Raw genomic sequence first — 15,104 nt, forward strand, 5'->3', positions numbered from 1 at the left:
GTTCAGGCCGTGAAAAGGTGGGCGAGCGACTCGGGAATCGCGGGCGAACCGGCGGAGCGGGTGAGTACTTCAACGCCCGTTTCGGTCACCACCACCGTGTGCTCCCACTGCGCCGACAGGCTGCGATCCTTGGTTACGATGGTCCAGCCATCAGGCAGTTCGGAAATGGCGGCTTTGCCCGCATTGATCATCGGTTCGATCGTGAAAATCATGCCAGCCTTCAGCGCCATGCCCGTGCCGGGGCGTCCGTAGTGAACGACTTGCGGCTCTTCATGGAAGTTGCGTCCGATTCCGTGCCCGCAGAACTCGCGGACCACCGAGAAGCCTGCCGCTTCGGCGTGCTTCTGGATTGCGTGCCCGATATCGCCGAGCGTTGCGCCTGGCTTGACCTGCGCGATGCCGAGCCACATGCATTCATAGGTGATCTGGCAGAGACGCTTGGCAAGAATGCTCGCATCGCCGCCTACGATGAACATCCGGCTGGTGTCGCCGTGGAAGCCATCCTTGATCACGGTGATGTCGAGGTTGACGATGTCGCCGCGCTTGAGCTGTTTGTTGCCCGGAATGCCGTGACACACCTGATGATTGATCGATGTGCAAATCGACTTCGGGTAGGGTTTGTAGCCCGATGGCGCGTAATTCAGCGGGGCCGGAATCGTGCCCTGCACATTGACCATGTAGTCATGGCAGAGCTTGTCGAGCGCTTCGGTCGTAATGCCGGGCTGAACATGCGGCGTGATGTAATCGAGCACTTCCGAAGCCAAGCGTCCGGCAAGCCGCATGGATTCGATTTCTGCTGGGGTTTTGATCGTGACGCTCATTGTTGTTCTGGTGTTGGCTGCATAAACCGAAAGGTTAGCGTCTTTCGGTTGGATCGGCCACTCGCCCCGGGTGTTTGGCGCGCCGTCTGCTTGAGCCACAATCGACTAGCCTGCTATAATCATGGGCTTGGCTGTACCCATGGGGGGTACGGCGAAATACGCACGTCCCTGTTGCAAGGGTCCCGCTGATGCGGGCGAGGTCGCGATCTCTGCGCGACCACCAGGGGCGGAGGCTAACCCTTAGATCGGAGAATTACCATGTCCGTCACTATGCGCCAGATGTTGGAGGCCGGTGTTCACTTCGGCCATCAGACCCGTTTCTGGAATCCGAAGATGGCTCCTTACATTTTCGGTCATCGCAACAAGATCCACATCATCAACCTCGAAAAGACCTTGGCCAAGTACCAGGAAGCCATGGCATTCGTTCGCAAGCTCGCGAGCAACCGTGGCACCGTCCTGATGGTGAGCACCAAGCGCCAGGCACGCGAAATTCTGGCCGAGGAAGCACAGCGCGCAGGTATGCCGTTTGTGGATGAGCGCTGGCTCGGTGGCATGCTGACCAACTTCAAGACGGTCAAGCAGTCGATCAAGCGCCTCAAGGATATGGAACAGATGGTTGAAGATGGCTCCTTCGAGAAGCTCTCGAAGAAAGAGGCGCTGATGGCGACTCGCGAGCTGGAGAAGCTGCAGAAGTCGATTGGCGGCATCAAGGAGATGGGTGGCCTGCCCGATGCTCTGTTCATCATCGACGTCGGCTATCACAAGATCGCCATTACCGAAGCCAAGAAGCTGGGTATCCCGGTCGTTGCCGTGGTTGATACCAACCACACGCCGGAAGGTGTGGATTATGTGATTCCGGGTAACGACGACTCCAGTCGTGCGATCCGCCTGTACGCCCGTGGCGTGGCAGATGCCGTGCTGGAAGGTCGCAGCCAGGTCATCAACGAGATCGTTGCTGCTGGTGAGTCGGATGAATTCGTTGAAGTGGAAGAGGGCGTTGAAGGCCAGGCTTGAGCCGGGGCTTCTCTCCAATCCACTGCACTAACAGAAATTCAGGAGTAGATATGGCGGAAATTACCGCAGGCATGGTCAAAGAGCTTCGCGAGAAGACCGATGCTCCCATGATGGAATGCAAGAAGGCGCTGACTGAAGCTGGCGGCGACATGGCCAAGGCAGAAGAGATTCTGCGCGTGAAGCTGGGCAACAAGGCGTCGAAGGCTGCCGCTCGCGTGGCTGCCGAAGGCGTCGTGACGACTTACATCGCAGCTGACGGCAAGCTGGCCTCGATCATCGAAATCAACAGCGAAACCGACTTTGTCGCGAAGAACGATGATTTCCTGAAGCTCGGCCGCGATTGCGCCGAGTTGGTTGCTGCCAAGGCGCCTGCTGATGTTGCTGCGCTGTCAGCACTCCCCTTGGGTGAGTCCACCGTTGATGGCGTGCGTACTGCACTGGTTGGCAAGATCGGCGAGAACATGTCGATCCGCCGTTTTGTGCGTATCGAGGCCAAGGGCAAGGTTGCCAGCTACATCCACGGCGGCGCCAAGATCGGTGTGCTGATCGATGTCGAAGGTGGTGATGAGGCTTTGGCGCGCGATCTGGCAATGCACATCGCTGCGAACAAGCCCAAGTCGCTCGATTCAACCGGTGTGTCGGCCGAACTGATCGAAACCGAACGCCGTGTTGCGCTTGAGAAGGCGCGTGAGGCGGGCAAGCCGGAAGCGATGCTTGAGAAGATCGCCGAGGGTTCGGTTCAGAAGTTCCTCAAGGAAGTCACGCTGCTCGGTCAGGTGTTCGTCAAGGCTGAAGATGGAAAGCAGACTGTCGAGCAACTGCTGAAGGCAAAGGGCGCCACGATTCACAGCTTTACGCTGTACATTGTGGGCGAAGGAATCGAGAAGAAGACCTCCGATTTCGCCGCTGAAGTTGCCGCTCAGGCCGCTGCGGCTGCCGCTCAACGCTAAGAAGGATCCGCCATGACGACGCCCGCCTATCGCCGTATTCTTTTGAAGCTTTCTGGTGAAGCCCTGATGGGCGATGATGCCTTTGGCATCAATCGCGATGTGGTTTCCCGAATCGTGAAGGAAGTGGCGGAGGTGGTCAGCCTCGGAGTCGAGGTTGGCGTCGTCATTGGTGGTGGCAATATTTTCCGCGGTATGGCGGGCGCAGCGAGCGGAATGGACCGCGCCACCGCCGACTACATGGGCATGCTCGCGACTGTCATGAATGCCATGGCGCTCGCCGATGCGATGAAACATGTGGGCGTGGTTGCGCGAGTGCAGTCAGCGCTGAATATGGAGGCGGTTGTTGAGCCCTATATTCGTGGCAAAGCCATTCGATACCTCGAAGACGGCAAGGTCGTAATTTTTGCCGCCGGAACCGGGAACCCGTTCTTCACCACGGATACCGCAGCAGCGCTGCGGGGCGCTGAGATCGGCGCCGAGGTTGTGCTGAAGGCGACCAAGGTTGATGGGATCTATACCGCAGATCCAAAGAAGGATCCGTCGGCGACACGGTATTCGCGTGTCAGCTTCGACGAAGCAATCTCAAGAAATTTGCAAGTGCTTGACGCAACAGCCTTCGCCCTGTGCCGTGATCAGAAGCTCCCGATCAAGGTGTTCAGCATTTTTGCGGAAGGCGCCCTCAAGCGCGTCGTGATGGGTGAAGACGAAGGCACTTTGGTGCATATCTGAAGCAAGGACTCAGGACATGATTACCGAACTGAAGAAAATCACCGAGCAGAAGATGCAGAAATCGCTCGAATCGCTGAAGAACGATTTGGGTAAGGTGCGTACTGGTCGCGCCCACACCGGTTTGCTTGATCATGTTCAAGTGGACTATTACGGCTCAATGGTTCCGATCAATCAGGTCGCGAACATCAATTTGCTTGATGCACGGACGATCGGCGTTCAGCCTTGGGAAAAGCCGATGATCGCCAAAGTGGAGAAGGCCATTCGCGATAGCGACCTCGGGCTTAATCCTTCGACCATGGGCGATACGGTCCGTGTGCCGATGCCTGCACTAACCGAAGAGCGCCGTAAGGATCTGATCAAGGTTGTTCGTTCTGAGGCGGAAAACGCGCGTATCGCGATTCGTAACCTGCGCAGGGACGCCAATGGCCAGTTGAAGGACGCGGTTAAGGCCAAAGAGATCTCGGAAGACGACGAACGTCGTGCGGAAGAAGAAGTACAGAAGTTGACCGACCGCTACATCGCGGAGGCCGACAAGCTGCTCGCCGAAAAAGAAAAAGACCTGATGCAGGTCTAAGGGTAGCCGCGACGCCGAGCGGAAACCGACTCCTATGGCCTTGGGCCGATTATTCAGTTCGACTCGTGCCGTACCGGCAGTGAGTGAGATGCCTGCGCATGTTGCCATCATCATGGATGGCAACGGGCGCTGGGCGCGCAAGCGCATGATGCCGCGTGTCGCGGGTCACAAGCGCGGACTTGAAACCGTGCGCGAAATCGTCTCCGCCTGCATCGAGCGCGGGATCGGCCATCTGACGCTGTTCGCATTCAGTTCAGAGAACTGGCGCAGGCCCGAGGAAGAGGTTTCCTTCCTGATGAATCTCTTCCTGAAGGCGCTGGAACAGGAAATTGCGAAGCTTCATCGCAATAACATCCGCTTTCGTGTCACCGGCGATCTGTCCCGTTTCGATGACCGGATTCGCGTGATGATTGCGGACGCGGAGGCACTGACGATTGAGAACACCAAGCTGACGCTCACTATCGCTGCGAACTACGGCGGTCGCTGGGACATTCTCAATGCGGTCGAATCAATGCTGGCAGCGCATCCCGATAAGCGCGCCGGATTTCAGGAAGAGGATCTCGCTCCGTTTCTTGCGCTGGGTGATCTGCCGGAGCCTGACCTTTTTATCCGTACCGGCGGCGAGCAACGCATCAGCAATTTCTTGTTGTGGCAGCTTGCCTATACCGAGCTGTTCTTCACTGAAACGCTTTGGCCAGAATTTGACGCAGCTGCATTTGATGTGGCGCTCAATTCGTTCCGTACGCGCGAGCGGCGCTTTGGCAGAACAAGCGAACAGCTTCAGACCAAAACCCCCACGGAGTAGCCAAGATGCTTCGCCAACGCGTGATTACGGCATTGCTGCTCCTCGCGGCCTTGCTGTCCGCAGTCTTTTTGCTCCCAACCCAAGGATGGTGGGTCGTCTGCGCCGTTGTGGCTGCTGCGGCCGGTTGGGAGTGGGCGGGTATCGGCAAGGTGCAGGCGCATTTGCGTTGGGGCTACGGTTTGCTGGTGGGCTTTGCGGTGGGGGCGTTCGCAGCACTGGAGTCCAAGCCGTTGGATGCGATCGTCTTTACGATTTCAGCCATGTTCTGGATGGTTTTTATTCCACCGTGGTTGCGCCAGCGGTGGGCGCTTTCAACCGGCGTCATTCAGTTGCTTGTCGGGTTGGTGCTGATCGCACCGCTTGGATTGGCTATGGCTAGGTTGCGAGAAATCGACCCTTGGTTGATGTTGGCGGTCATGGCTGTCGTTTGGGTTGCGGATATTGCCGCCTACTTTGGCGGAAGAGCGTTTGGCCGTCGGAAGTTGGCTCCGGAAATCTCTCCCGGGAAGAGCTGGGAAGGGGTTTATTCGGGGATTGTGGGTGTGCTCCTTTACGCGTGCGTGCTGTTTTCTACGTTCCTGGCTGCCATCCCTGATCGATTGGGTTGGCTGGTGGCACTGTTATTGGTCCTTGTTCTTGGTGTGCTGAGTGTGGTTGGCGATCTTTTTGAGTCGCTGATGAAGCGCCAGGCCGGCATCAAGGATTCATCTGCGCTGCTTCCCGGACATGGCGGCATTCTGGATCGGATTGACAGCCTGACATCGACTTTGCCGCTCGCCGCGCTTTGGGCCCTGATTTGGCAATTGAGCCTGTGAATATGCAGAGCATTGCGATCCTCGGCGCGACCGGTTCGATTGGCCAGAGCACCCTCGATGTCGTCGCGCGCCACCCTGACCGGTACCGCGTATTTGCGCTGACTGCGCAGACCCAGATTGCCAGGCTTGCTGCGTTGATCCGGCAGCACTGTCCGTCGGTTGTCGTCGTTCCTGATGAGCGCGCACGGCAAACTTTGCTGGAGGAGTCCGGCGGGCGTGTTGACTGTGAGGTGTTCATCGGCGTTGATGGCCTGTGCCGGGTAGCGGCTGCGCGAGAAGTCACCACCGTCATGGCGGCGATTGTCGGAGCTGCCGGATTGGCGCCCACCCTTGAGGCAGTACGCGCCGGTAAGCGGGTATTGCTTGCCAACAAGGAAGCCCTTGTAATGACCGGGCAACTGTTCATGGAGCTTGCTCGGCAATCGCAATCAAACATCTTGCCGATTGATAGTGAACACAACGCGGTGTTTCAGTCATTGCCGCCTGGTTTCGACTACGGCTTGCATGAGTGTGGCGTGAGCAAGATTGTCCTGACCGCATCCGGCGGTCCCTTCAGGACATGGGCGCTTGAGCAAATCGCCAACGCGACGCCGGACCAAGCGATTGCGCACCCGAACTGGTCGATGGGTCGCAAGATCTCGGTGGATTCGGCAACCATGATGAACAAAGGGCTTGAGGTGATTGAGGCTCGATGGTTGTTCGGCGTTGGTGGGGAGCAGATCGATGTGGTCGTTCATCCGCAAAGCGTGATCCACTCGATGGTGCAGTACGTCGATGGCTCGGTGGTCGCTCAACTGGGGAATCCAGACATGCGAACGCCGATTGCTCACGCGCTTGCATATCCCGAGCGTATCGCTTCCGGGGTCGCGCCATTGAATTTCGCCAGCTTGTCTGGATTGACCTTCGAAATGCCCGATGCGCGCCGCTTTCCTTGCTTGGGCTTGGCCTTCGATGCCTTGCGCGCGGGCGGCCATGCGCCGGCTGTGCTCAATGCTGCGAACGAGGTTGCGGTTGCGGGCTTTCTCGATCACAAGATCCGGTTTGGCGATATTTCCAGCGTGGTGGCGGAGACCCTCACGCGTTGCAAGGTGGGCTCTGAGGCAAGTCTTGATGCGGTCTTGGCGGCCGATGAGTCAGCGCGACATGTTGCGCACGAATGCATGGAATCCCGCAGGATGATGCGTTGATGGGGTTTCTTTGGTACGCCGGCGCCTTCGTGATCGCGATTGGCATCCTTGTGACGGTGCATGAGTCTGGCCATTACCTGGCCGCGAGGCTGTGCAAGGTCCGCGTATTGCGGTTTTCGTTTGGTTTTGGTCGGCCGCTGATACGCTGGCAGCGCCCGGGTGCTGAGACCGAGTGGACCATCTGTGCGATCCCCCTCGGCGGCTATGTGAAGATGCTTGACGAGAGCGAAGGTGATGTCTCGGCCCAAGACGTCGAGCGAGCCTTCAATCGCAAGAGTGTCTGGCAGCGGCTTTTTATTGTGTCCGCCGGGCCGGCAGCCAATCTGCTGCTTGCGGTGTTGATCTACTGGATCGGTTTCGTGCAGGGCGTATCCGAGCCGCGTCCGATTCTTGGCGAGCCAACGCCAAACAGTGCTGTCGCCCGGGCGTCACTTCGCGCCGGGGATGAGATCCTCATGGTGGGGGAGCGCGCCACGCGCACTTGGGCAGACGTGCGCTGGGGCTTTGTGCAAGCGATGGCTGGTCAGCCGCAGGTGGAACTCCTGATTCGATCAGGCAGCAACGATCGCCGGGTGACGTTTTCCACCCCAAGCTTGTCGGACATCTCTGACGAGTCTGATCCTTTGAAGGAGCTCGGCTTCAACTCGTTCCGCCCCGAGTTCCCGCCCTTGGTTGGCACGGTGGTTGCCGGAGGCGCAGCAGAGCGGGCGGGGATCAGGGTGGGCGATCTTGTCCTGTCAGTCGATCGACAGCCAGTCAAGCATTGGGGAGAACTGGTTCAGATCATCAGCGCTGCGCCCGACCGGTCGCTGCGCTTGGAACTGAGCCGAGCAGGCCAGCGGCTTGCGCTGGACGTTATCCCAGAAAAGCACACCCAAGGCGGGCAAACGATCGGCCGAATCGGCGTGGGTGTCGAGGCCAGCGGACCTTGGCGCGAGCGGCTTTTCGTCGAGATCCGCTACGGCGCCCTTGACGCGTTTGGGCATGCAATTGTGAAGACCTGGGAGATGGCCGGTTTTTCGCTCCGTATGCTGGGCCGGATGATCGTTGGTGAAGTTTCGCTGAAGAACATCAGCGGCCCGCTCACGATTGCCGACTACGCAGGGCAGTCCGCCAAGGTTGGGCTTGACGCCTATATCCGGTTTCTTGCCCTCATCAGTATTAGCATCGGCGTTCTCAACCTGTTACCAATCCCGCTGCTGGACGGGGGGCACATCATGTATTATCTGGCGGAAATTGCCTTCCGCCGCCCACTTTCCCAACGAACCATGGAGTTGGGACAGCAGATTGGGTTCGTGCTCTTGGCCTGTCTGATGGCCTTCGCCTTCTTCAACGACATCACCCGATTGTTGTCCTGACCTATCCGATGCGACATAAGTTGATTTCAGGACTGATTCTGTCCTTGTTTGCTGCGACGGCAGCGCACGCTTTTGATCCCTTTGTTGTCAAGGACATCCGTGTCGAGGGCTTGCAGCGTACCGAGGCCGGTACGGTATTTAACTACCTGCCTATCAAGGTCGGCGAGCGGGTCACCGAAGAGCGCGCGGCACAGGCGATCCGCGCCTTGTATGCGACCGGGTTTTTCAAGGATGTACGTCTTGAGGTGGATGGCAGTGTGCTGGTCGTCGTAATCGACGAGCGCCCTGCAATTGGCTCGATCGAGTTCGAAGGCAATAGTGCCTTTGATAGCGAAAACCTGCGGAAGGGCTTGCGTGATGCAGGTATAGCTGAATCAAGAATTCTTGACCGTGCGCTGCTGGAGCGGGCCGAGCAGGAACTCAAGCGTCAGTATCTGAACCGCAGCTATTACGGCGCAACCATTACGACCGAAATTGTTCCGTTGGAACGTAATCGTGTGGCTCTGAAGTTCAAGATCAGTGAAGGCGAGATTGCAGCAATCAAGCAGGTCAGCATTACAGGGAATAAGGTTTTCTCTGAGTCTGAGTTGAAGAATCAGATTTCCGCGACGCCAAAGTACTGGTTTCCGCCTGTTAATTGGCTTTCAAAAGGGCACGAGTATTCGAAGCCCAAGCTTCAGGGCGACCTTGAGAACATTCGCAGTTATTACTTGAACCGTGGCTATCTGGATTTTGCGATCGATAGCTCCCAGGTTTCGATTACGCCGGATAAGCAGGACGTCTACATCGCGATATCGGTGGCTGAAGGTGAGCAGTACAAGGTTGCGGGCGTCAAGCTGGCTGGCGATTTGATCGTATCGGATGCCGAAGCGCGTTCCCTGGTGAAACTTCGGCCCGGTGATGTCTTTGCTCGCGACCAACTCACTGAAACGACGCGCCTGATTAGCGAACGATTATCAAACGAAGGCTACGCGTTTGCCAACGTGAATGCCGCGCCGGAGCTGGACAAGGCCAAGCGTGAGGTCACCTTCACGATCTTCGTCGACCCCGGGAAGCGGGTCTACATTCGTCGCGTAAATATTTCCGGTAACACCCGTACCCGTGACGAGGTGATCCGCCGGGAGTTGCGCCAGTTCGAGAATGCCTGGTACGACGGCACGAAAATCAAGCGCTCCAAAGCACGCCTGGATCGCAGCGGTTTCTACGATGAGACCAACGTGGACACCCAGCCCGTGCCAGGCACCAGCGATCAGGTCGACTTGAACGTAACGGTCAAGGAGCGGGCGACCGGCAACTTCTTGCTGGGTGCGGGCTATTCGACTACGGAAAAGCTCGTGCTGCAGGGCTCTTTGTCGCAGAACAACCTTTTTGGCTCCGGTAATGCCTTGTCGCTCAACCTGAATACCGGTAAGTCGAATCGGACCTTTGTGCTGTCGTATACGAATCCGTATTTCACGCCGGAAGGCGTGAGCCTTGGCTACAACCTGTATCACCGCAAGTACAACCCGTCCGCGACAACCAATGTTGCGTACTACCGCACGGAATCCACCGGTCTCGGAATGACCGTTGGCTACCCGATCGCAGAAGACGACACGGTATTCTTTGGTGCCTCATTCGATTCGACACGTACTTTCGTTGATGGCACTACGGATGTGCAGTACATCGACTTCGTGAATCAGTTTGGTGAGTTGACGAACACCTTCTTGCTGACGGCATCGTGGGCAAAAGATTCGCGAGACAGTTACCTCACGCCTTTGTCCGGTTTCTATCAGCGTCTGCAAACCGAAGTGGCGATTCCGCCAGCCGAACAGCAGTACTACCGTATCAACTATCAGGCGCAGTATTTCATTCCCTTGTTTTTCAAGGATTCAACACTGCAGTTTCGCGGTAACGTTTCGTATGCTTCCGGCTACGGGGATTTGCCCGTTCCGTTCTACAAGAACTACTACGCTGGTGGCATCGGCTCGGTTCGCGCCTACGATGACAACTCGCTCGGGCCGCGGTCATCGAACGGCAATGCCCTCGGCGGCACGCAGCTCTTGACCTTTGGTGCGGAGTACTTCTTTCCCTTGCCAGTTGCCAACGCCGGCAAGGGTTTCCGTTTGAGCCTCTATGCCGACGGTGGTCAGGTGTGGGGCGCCGACCAGAAAGTTGATCCTGAGGATCTCCGGTATAGTGCGGGCGTTGGTTTGGCGTGGGTCTCGCCAGTCGGGCCTTTGAAGTTCAGCTTTGGTCAGCCGCTGAACAAGAAGGAAGGCGATCGTACGCAGCGGTTCCAGTTCCAGATGGGCAACATTTTCTGATCTTGAGGAGGCGGTTGTGAGTGTCACTCGTGCATGTTTGGCTGTCGCTTTAGGGCTTGGCGTGTCCGCGAGCGCCATGGCTCAGAGCAAGATCGGATTCGTCAACTCTGATCGCGTGCTGCGTGAGTCCGCTCCGGCAGTGGCGGCCCAGAAGAAGCTCGAGAAGGAATTCGAGAAGCGGGATCAGGAACTCCAGAAGCTCACCAAGCAATTGCAAGGTATGCAAGAAAACCTGGAGCGCAATGCCGTCACGATGGCTGAAGCGGACCGGAAGGCAAAGGAGCGTGAGTTCGCAGAGTTGACGCGTGAGTTTCAGCGTCGTCAGCGCGAGTTCCGCGAAGACCTGAATCAGCGCCGCAACGAAGAACTTGCGGGCGTACTCGAGCGCGCCAACCGCACGATTCGCGAGATCGCCGATTCCGAGAAATACGACGCCATTCTGCAGGATGCGATCTACATTAGCCCGCGCGTGGACCTGACCGATAAGGTCATCAAGACGCTGAACAGCAAGTAAGCCGACGTGCCAAGTCTGCGAGAGATCGCCGAGCGCTTCGGTGGGCGGGTTGTCGGTAATGAATCGGTTGAAATACGCCAGATTGGCAGCCTCGAGTCAGCTCGGCAAGGCGAGATAGCCTTTCTCGCCAGCCCAAAGTATCGCAAGGCGCTTGCGCAGACTGGCGCCTCTGCGGTGATTCTGCCTCCGGTTGCTGAGGACGCAACCGGCTTGCCGCGCATCATTGCTGATCAGCCCTATCTTTACTACGCGAAACTCGCGCAGTGGCTCAACCCCGGGCATGCGGTCGCATCGGGGGTACATCCCTTGGCGGTTGTGGAGTCACCCGTGCCGGCCAGTGTTGCCGTTGGGCCGTTCGCGTACATCGGACCGGGTTGTACGATCGGCGAGAGCGTCATCATTGGCGCCGGGTGCGTCGTTGAGCGTGACTGCAGCATCGATAGCGGAACGCGCCTGTACCCGAACGTTTCGGTGTACTTCAATTGCGTGATTGGTCAGCGTTGCATCATCCACTCCGGGGCCGTGATCGGCGGCGACGGCTTTGGCTATGCGCGCGAGCGTTCCGGCGCCTGGGTGAAAATTCCCCAGATCGGGCGTGTGGTGATTGGAGATGACGTCGAGATTGGCGGCAACACGACTGTCGACCGCGGTGCCTTGGACGATACCGTGATCAGCAACGGCGTCAAACTCGACAACATGGTGCAGATCTCACATAACGTGCGCATCGGTGAGCACACGGCGATGGCCGGATGCTCCGGTGTCGCAGGTAGTACGCATGTGGGCGCGCGGGTGATGATTGGCGGTCAGGCCGGTGTGATCGGACACATTACCGTTGCTGACGATACGGTGATTTCTTCCCGCACCCTGATCAGCAAAACAGTCAGTAAAGCAGGGGTGTATACGTCTGCAATACCCGCCATGCCACATAACGAGTGGATGAAGAGTGCAGCGCATTTCAGGCATCTGGATGCAATGGCAACACGGTTGCGAGAACTAGAAAAACGCATCGACGAATTGGAGAGCAAGTCTTGAGCATCATGGAAATTGGCGAGGTCATGGAGTACCTCCCGCATCGTTACCCGTTTCTGCTGATTGATCGCGTGATTGCAATGGAGTCCGGTGTGTCGATCCGGGCTATCAAGAACGTGACCATCAACGAACCGTTCTTTACCGGGCACTTCCCTCACTATCCGGTAATGCCTGGCGTGCTTGTCATTGAGGCGATGGCGCAGGCGGCCGCGGTCCTGTCCTACAAAACCCGCGACATGAAGCCGGATGCGAATACCGTTGCGTACTTCGCCGGCATTGACAATGTCCGCTTCAAGCGCCCGGTGGTGCCGGGTGATCAGCTTGTTTTTGACATCACGCTGGTGAAGAATAAGGGCGATCTCTGGAAGTACAGTGGCGTTGCAACGATTGATGGCCAAGTTGCCGCCGAAGCGGACCTGCTTTGCTTTTTCAAGAGGATTGCATGATTCATCCAGCGGCGATCGTTCATCCGGGCGCGCGCATTGCAGAAGGGGTCGAGATCGGCCCCTTTTCTGTTATAGGCGAGCATGTCGAGATTGGAGCAGGCACGTCGATTGGCTCGCATGTGGTGATTACCGGCCACACGCGGATCGGGCGCGACAACCGGATCTTCCAGTTCTGTTCGCTTGGCGAAATGCCGCAGGACAAGAAGTACGCAGGCGAGCCCACGCGTCTGGAAATCGGTGACCGCAACACCATCCGCGAGTATTGCAACTTCAATACCGGTACGGTGCAGGATGTCGGCGTAACGCGAATTGGCGACGACAACTGGATCATGGCATCGGTCCACATCGGGCATGATTGCCAGGTCGGCAACAAGACCATCATGGCCAATAACGTCACCCTGGCCGGTCATGTGTCGGTTGGCGATTGGGCCATTCTGGGCGGCATGACGGCGGTGCACCAGTTCGCCCGCATTGGTGCACACAGCATGTGTGGCGGCGGGACGATCCTTCTTCAGGATCTGCCCCCTTACGTGATGGTGTCAGGCAATCCGGCGGCCACGCATGGAACGAATAGCGAAGGCTTGAAGCGGCGCGGCTTTTCGTCGGAGTCGATCATGGCGATCAAGCGGGCGTACAAGACGATCTACCGGAGCGGACTGACGCTCGAAGAAGCGCGCCTGCAACTGGCCGAAGTAGCTGAAAGCGTTGCGGAAGTGCAGCCCTTGCTTGAATTCATCTCCATTGCCGGACGCGGCATCGTTCGCTGATGAGCGCTTGTATTGCCATGGTGGCCGGCGAGGCGTCCGGCGACCTGCTGGGTAGCCGACTCATCCTTGCGCTGAAGCGCCAGCTTCCTGACGTGCGTTTTGTCGGCATCGGCGGCCCCGCGATGGAGCGGGAGGGGCTTGAGTCCTGGTTCCCTGCCGAGCGGCTCGCGGTTAATGGCATCGTCGATGCACTGGGCCGCGTACCCGAGTTGTTGGGGATTCGCCACGAGCTGATTGCGCGGATCAAGGCTGAGTCGCCGCTGATTTTCATCGGGATCGATGCGCCGGACTTCAATCTTGGCGTCGAGCGCAGGCTCAAGGCGAGCGGTATTCCCACGGTTCACTATGTCAGCCCTTCGGTCTGGATGTGGCGGGCAGGGCGAATCAAGAAGATCCGGCGTTCGGCGGATCACATTCTGTGTCTGTTTCCGTTTGAGCCAGAGCTTTATCAGCGCGCGGGTGTCGCCGCGACCTACGTCGGGCATCCGCTGGCCGATGAGTTTGAGCTTGAGCCGAATCGGATGGAAATGCGTGAGCGCCTGTGTTTGCCGCGGCACGCCGAGATCGTCGCGCTGCTACCTGGGAGTCGGAATGGCGAAGTGTCGCGGCTTGCGGCAGATTTCGTTGGGGCGGCGAAGCTGATTCACGAACAGCGCCCCGATACGCGCTTCCTCGCGCCTTTTGTCACCCGCGAGACACGCAGCTTCTTTGAGCAGGCCATGCATGAGGCGGGCTTGCCGAAGGACTTTCCGATCACGCTGATGTTCGGGCACAGCCACGATGCAATGATTGCTGCAGACGTCGTTCTGCTTGCCAGTGGCACGGCTACGCTGGAAGCCGCCTTGCTCAAGCGCCCGATGGTGATTGCGTACAAGATGCCCGCCTGGCAATTTGGCTTGGTGCGGCGATTGATGTATCTGCCCTACGTTGGCTTGCCGAACATCTTGTGCAAGGAGTTTGTGGTGCCAGAGCGTTTGCAGGAGCGTTGCGAACCGGTGGGGCTTGCGGAAGATGTGATTCGTTGGCTCGCCGATAAAGAGGCGACGGCGGCCTTGTCGCAGCGCTTCACCGATGTGCATCTGAGTCTGCGGCAAGACAATGCAAGCAAGGCGGCGGCGGCGATTTGCGGCATGCTTGGTGGGCGAGCGCGGTGACTTTGCCGGCGCGCCCGAGCGGGCTTGTTGCGGGGGTGGACGAAGCGGGGCGCGGGCCGCTGTGCGGCGCGGTGGTTGCGGCTGCGGTGATTCTTGATCCGGCAAGGCCGATTGCCGGCTTGAACGATTCTAAGAAGCTCACGGCGCGCAAGCGCGAAGCCTTGGCGGTGCAGATCCGCGAGCAGGCATTGGCATGGTGTGTGGCGGAAGCGAGCCCGGCCGAGATCGATCGGCTGAATATCCTTGCCGCCAGCATGTTGGCGATGCAGCGCGCGGTGGCCGGCTTGTCGGTGACGCCGGACGAAGCCTGGATCGATGGCAATCGCTGCCCATCCTTGAGTTGTGCGACGCATGCGATTGTCGGTGGTGACGCACTGGTTGCGGAGATTTCGGCGGCTTCGATTCTGGCGAAAACCGTGCGTGATGCGCAGATGGAGGCGCTTGACGCGCGCTATCCGCTGCTCGGCCTGGCGAAGCACAAAGGCTATCCGACTGCGGCGCATCTGGCTGCGCTGCGCATCCACGGGGTGCCTGACTTCTATCGGCGCAGCTATGCGCCGGTAAGGGCCTTGCTGTCGCAAGCGACGCTCTTCTGACCCACCCGATGCCGCGTGGGTGCCGGGCCATGACAGCGGGCG

Annotated in this window: 16 protein-coding genes; 15 read left to right on the forward strand and 1 reads right to left on the reverse strand. The window is 58.4% G+C overall.

The features are described from left to right. Positions 1–2 precede the first annotated feature (2 nt). Complete coding sequence (gene map, locus OPU71_RS10530; RefSeq protein WP_267727919.1) at positions 3–821, reverse strand: type I methionyl aminopeptidase; 819 nt, start codon at positions 819–821, stop codon at positions 3–5. A 258-nt stretch (positions 822–1,079) separates the two neighbouring features. On the opposite strand from map, the gene rpsB reads away from it, so the two are divergent. From rpsB to rnhB, 15 genes are read left to right on the forward strand one after another with little or no spacing between them, the layout of a single operon-like run. Beyond that, positions 1,080–1,835 carry a 30S ribosomal protein S2 gene (gene rpsB, locus OPU71_RS10535; RefSeq protein ID WP_267727920.1) on the forward strand — a complete coding sequence of 252 codons (756 nt, stop codon included), beginning with the start codon at positions 1,080–1,082 and terminating at the stop codon, positions 1,833–1,835. Positions 1,836–1,885: 50 nt separating this feature from the next. Then, a complete protein-coding gene (gene tsf, locus OPU71_RS10540) occupies positions 1,886–2,785 on the forward strand; it encodes a translation elongation factor Ts (RefSeq protein ID WP_267727921.1) in 900 nt (299 codons plus the stop codon). Positions 2,786–2,797: 12 nt separating this feature from the next. Further along, positions 2,798–3,514: a UMP kinase gene (pyrH, locus tag OPU71_RS10545; protein ID WP_267727922.1), complete on the forward strand. Its 717-nt coding sequence runs from the start codon at positions 2,798–2,800 to the stop codon at positions 3,512–3,514. 16 nt (positions 3,515–3,530) lie between these two features. Beyond that, the gene (gene frr / locus OPU71_RS10550) at positions 3,531–4,088 is read left to right on the forward strand and encodes a ribosome recycling factor (protein ID WP_267727923.1); all 558 of its coding nucleotides are present in this window, start codon (positions 3,531–3,533) and stop codon (positions 4,086–4,088) included. A 34-nt stretch (positions 4,089–4,122) separates the two neighbouring features. Further along, entirely contained in the window at positions 4,123–4,893 is a 771-nt protein-coding gene (uppS, locus tag OPU71_RS10555; protein WP_267727924.1) for a polyprenyl diphosphate synthase, read from the forward strand. 5 nt (positions 4,894–4,898) lie between these two features. Beyond that, positions 4,899–5,708: a phosphatidate cytidylyltransferase gene (locus OPU71_RS10560; RefSeq protein WP_267727925.1), complete on the forward strand. Its 810-nt coding sequence runs from the start codon at positions 4,899–4,901 to the stop codon at positions 5,706–5,708. A 2-nt stretch (positions 5,709–5,710) separates the two neighbouring features. Further along, complete coding sequence (gene ispC / locus OPU71_RS10565; protein ID WP_267727926.1) at positions 5,711–6,895, forward strand: 1-deoxy-D-xylulose-5-phosphate reductoisomerase; 1,185 nt, start codon at positions 5,711–5,713, stop codon at positions 6,893–6,895. Further along, positions 6,865–8,253 (forward strand): RIP metalloprotease RseP, encoded by a 1,389-nt coding sequence (gene rseP, locus OPU71_RS10570; RefSeq protein WP_267727928.1) that lies wholly within the window; start codon positions 6,865–6,867, stop codon positions 8,251–8,253. Before ispC ends, rseP begins: the two co-directional genes overlap by 31 nt. 8 nt (positions 8,254–8,261) lie before the next feature. Beyond that, positions 8,262–10,556 (forward strand): outer membrane protein assembly factor BamA, encoded by a 2,295-nt coding sequence (gene bamA, locus OPU71_RS10575; RefSeq protein ID WP_267727929.1) that lies wholly within the window; start codon positions 8,262–8,264, stop codon positions 10,554–10,556. Positions 10,557–10,572: 16 nt separating this feature from the next. Continuing rightward, complete coding sequence (locus OPU71_RS10580; protein WP_420712369.1) at positions 10,573–11,070, forward strand: OmpH family outer membrane protein; 498 nt, start codon at positions 10,573–10,575, stop codon at positions 11,068–11,070. A 6-nt stretch (positions 11,071–11,076) separates the two neighbouring features. After that, positions 11,077–12,102 (forward strand): UDP-3-O-(3-hydroxymyristoyl)glucosamine N-acyltransferase, encoded by a 1,026-nt coding sequence (gene lpxD / locus OPU71_RS10585; protein ID WP_267727930.1) that lies wholly within the window; start codon positions 11,077–11,079, stop codon positions 12,100–12,102. A 2-nt stretch (positions 12,103–12,104) separates the two neighbouring features. Beyond that, positions 12,105–12,545 (forward strand): 3-hydroxyacyl-ACP dehydratase FabZ, encoded by a 441-nt coding sequence (gene fabZ / locus OPU71_RS10590; protein ID WP_420712371.1) that lies wholly within the window; start codon positions 12,105–12,107, stop codon positions 12,543–12,545. After that, positions 12,542–13,312: an acyl-ACP--UDP-N-acetylglucosamine O-acyltransferase gene (lpxA, locus tag OPU71_RS10595; protein ID WP_267727931.1), complete on the forward strand. Its 771-nt coding sequence runs from the start codon at positions 12,542–12,544 to the stop codon at positions 13,310–13,312. Before fabZ ends, lpxA begins: the two co-directional genes overlap by 4 nt. Beyond that, positions 13,312–14,466, forward strand: coding sequence for a lipid-A-disaccharide synthase (lpxB, locus tag OPU71_RS10600; RefSeq protein WP_267727932.1), 1,155 nt, complete (start codon positions 13,312–13,314; stop codon positions 14,464–14,466). Before lpxA ends, lpxB begins: the two co-directional genes overlap by 1 nt. After that, positions 14,463–15,062, forward strand: coding sequence for a ribonuclease HII (rnhB, locus tag OPU71_RS10605; protein ID WP_420712370.1), 600 nt, complete (start codon positions 14,463–14,465; stop codon positions 15,060–15,062). Before lpxB ends, rnhB begins: the two co-directional genes overlap by 4 nt. Positions 15,063–15,104 lie beyond the last annotated feature (42 nt).

It is taken from the genome of Niveibacterium sp. 24ML, assembly GCF_026586805.1.
Classification (GTDB): Bacteria; Pseudomonadota; Gammaproteobacteria; order Burkholderiales; family Rhodocyclaceae; genus Niveibacterium.

What these genes read in the sequence shown, in the direction of transcription:
- map (WP_267727919.1), bottom strand. Translation starts at nt 821, where the DNA reads ATGAGCGTCACGATCAAAACCCCAGCAGAAATCGAATCCATGCGGCTT.
- pyrH (WP_267727922.1), top strand. Translation starts at nt 2,798, where the DNA reads ATGACGACGCCCGCCTATCGCCGTATTCTTTTGAAGCTTTCTGGTGAA.
- frr (WP_267727923.1), top strand. Translation starts at nt 3,531, where the DNA reads ATGATTACCGAACTGAAGAAAATCACCGAGCAGAAGATGCAGAAATCG.
- uppS (WP_267727924.1), top strand. Translation starts at nt 4,123, where the DNA reads ATGGCCTTGGGCCGATTATTCAGTTCGACTCGTGCCGTACCGGCAGTG.
- rseP (WP_267727928.1), top strand. Translation starts at nt 6,865, where the DNA reads ATGCATGGAATCCCGCAGGATGATGCGTTGATGGGGTTTCTTTGGTAC.
- bamA (WP_267727929.1), top strand. Translation starts at nt 8,262, where the DNA reads ATGCGACATAAGTTGATTTCAGGACTGATTCTGTCCTTGTTTGCTGCG.
- rpsB (WP_267727920.1), top strand. Translation starts at nt 1,080, where the DNA reads ATGTCCGTCACTATGCGCCAGATGTTGGAGGCCGGTGTTCACTTCGGC.
- ispC (WP_267727926.1), top strand. Translation starts at nt 5,711, where the DNA reads ATGCAGAGCATTGCGATCCTCGGCGCGACCGGTTCGATTGGCCAGAGC.
- lpxB (WP_267727932.1), top strand. Translation starts at nt 13,312, where the DNA reads ATGAGCGCTTGTATTGCCATGGTGGCCGGCGAGGCGTCCGGCGACCTG.
- OPU71_RS10560 (WP_267727925.1), top strand. Translation starts at nt 4,899, where the DNA reads ATGCTTCGCCAACGCGTGATTACGGCATTGCTGCTCCTCGCGGCCTTG.
- tsf (WP_267727921.1), top strand. Translation starts at nt 1,886, where the DNA reads ATGGCGGAAATTACCGCAGGCATGGTCAAAGAGCTTCGCGAGAAGACC.
- lpxA (WP_267727931.1), top strand. Translation starts at nt 12,542, where the DNA reads ATGATTCATCCAGCGGCGATCGTTCATCCGGGCGCGCGCATTGCAGAA.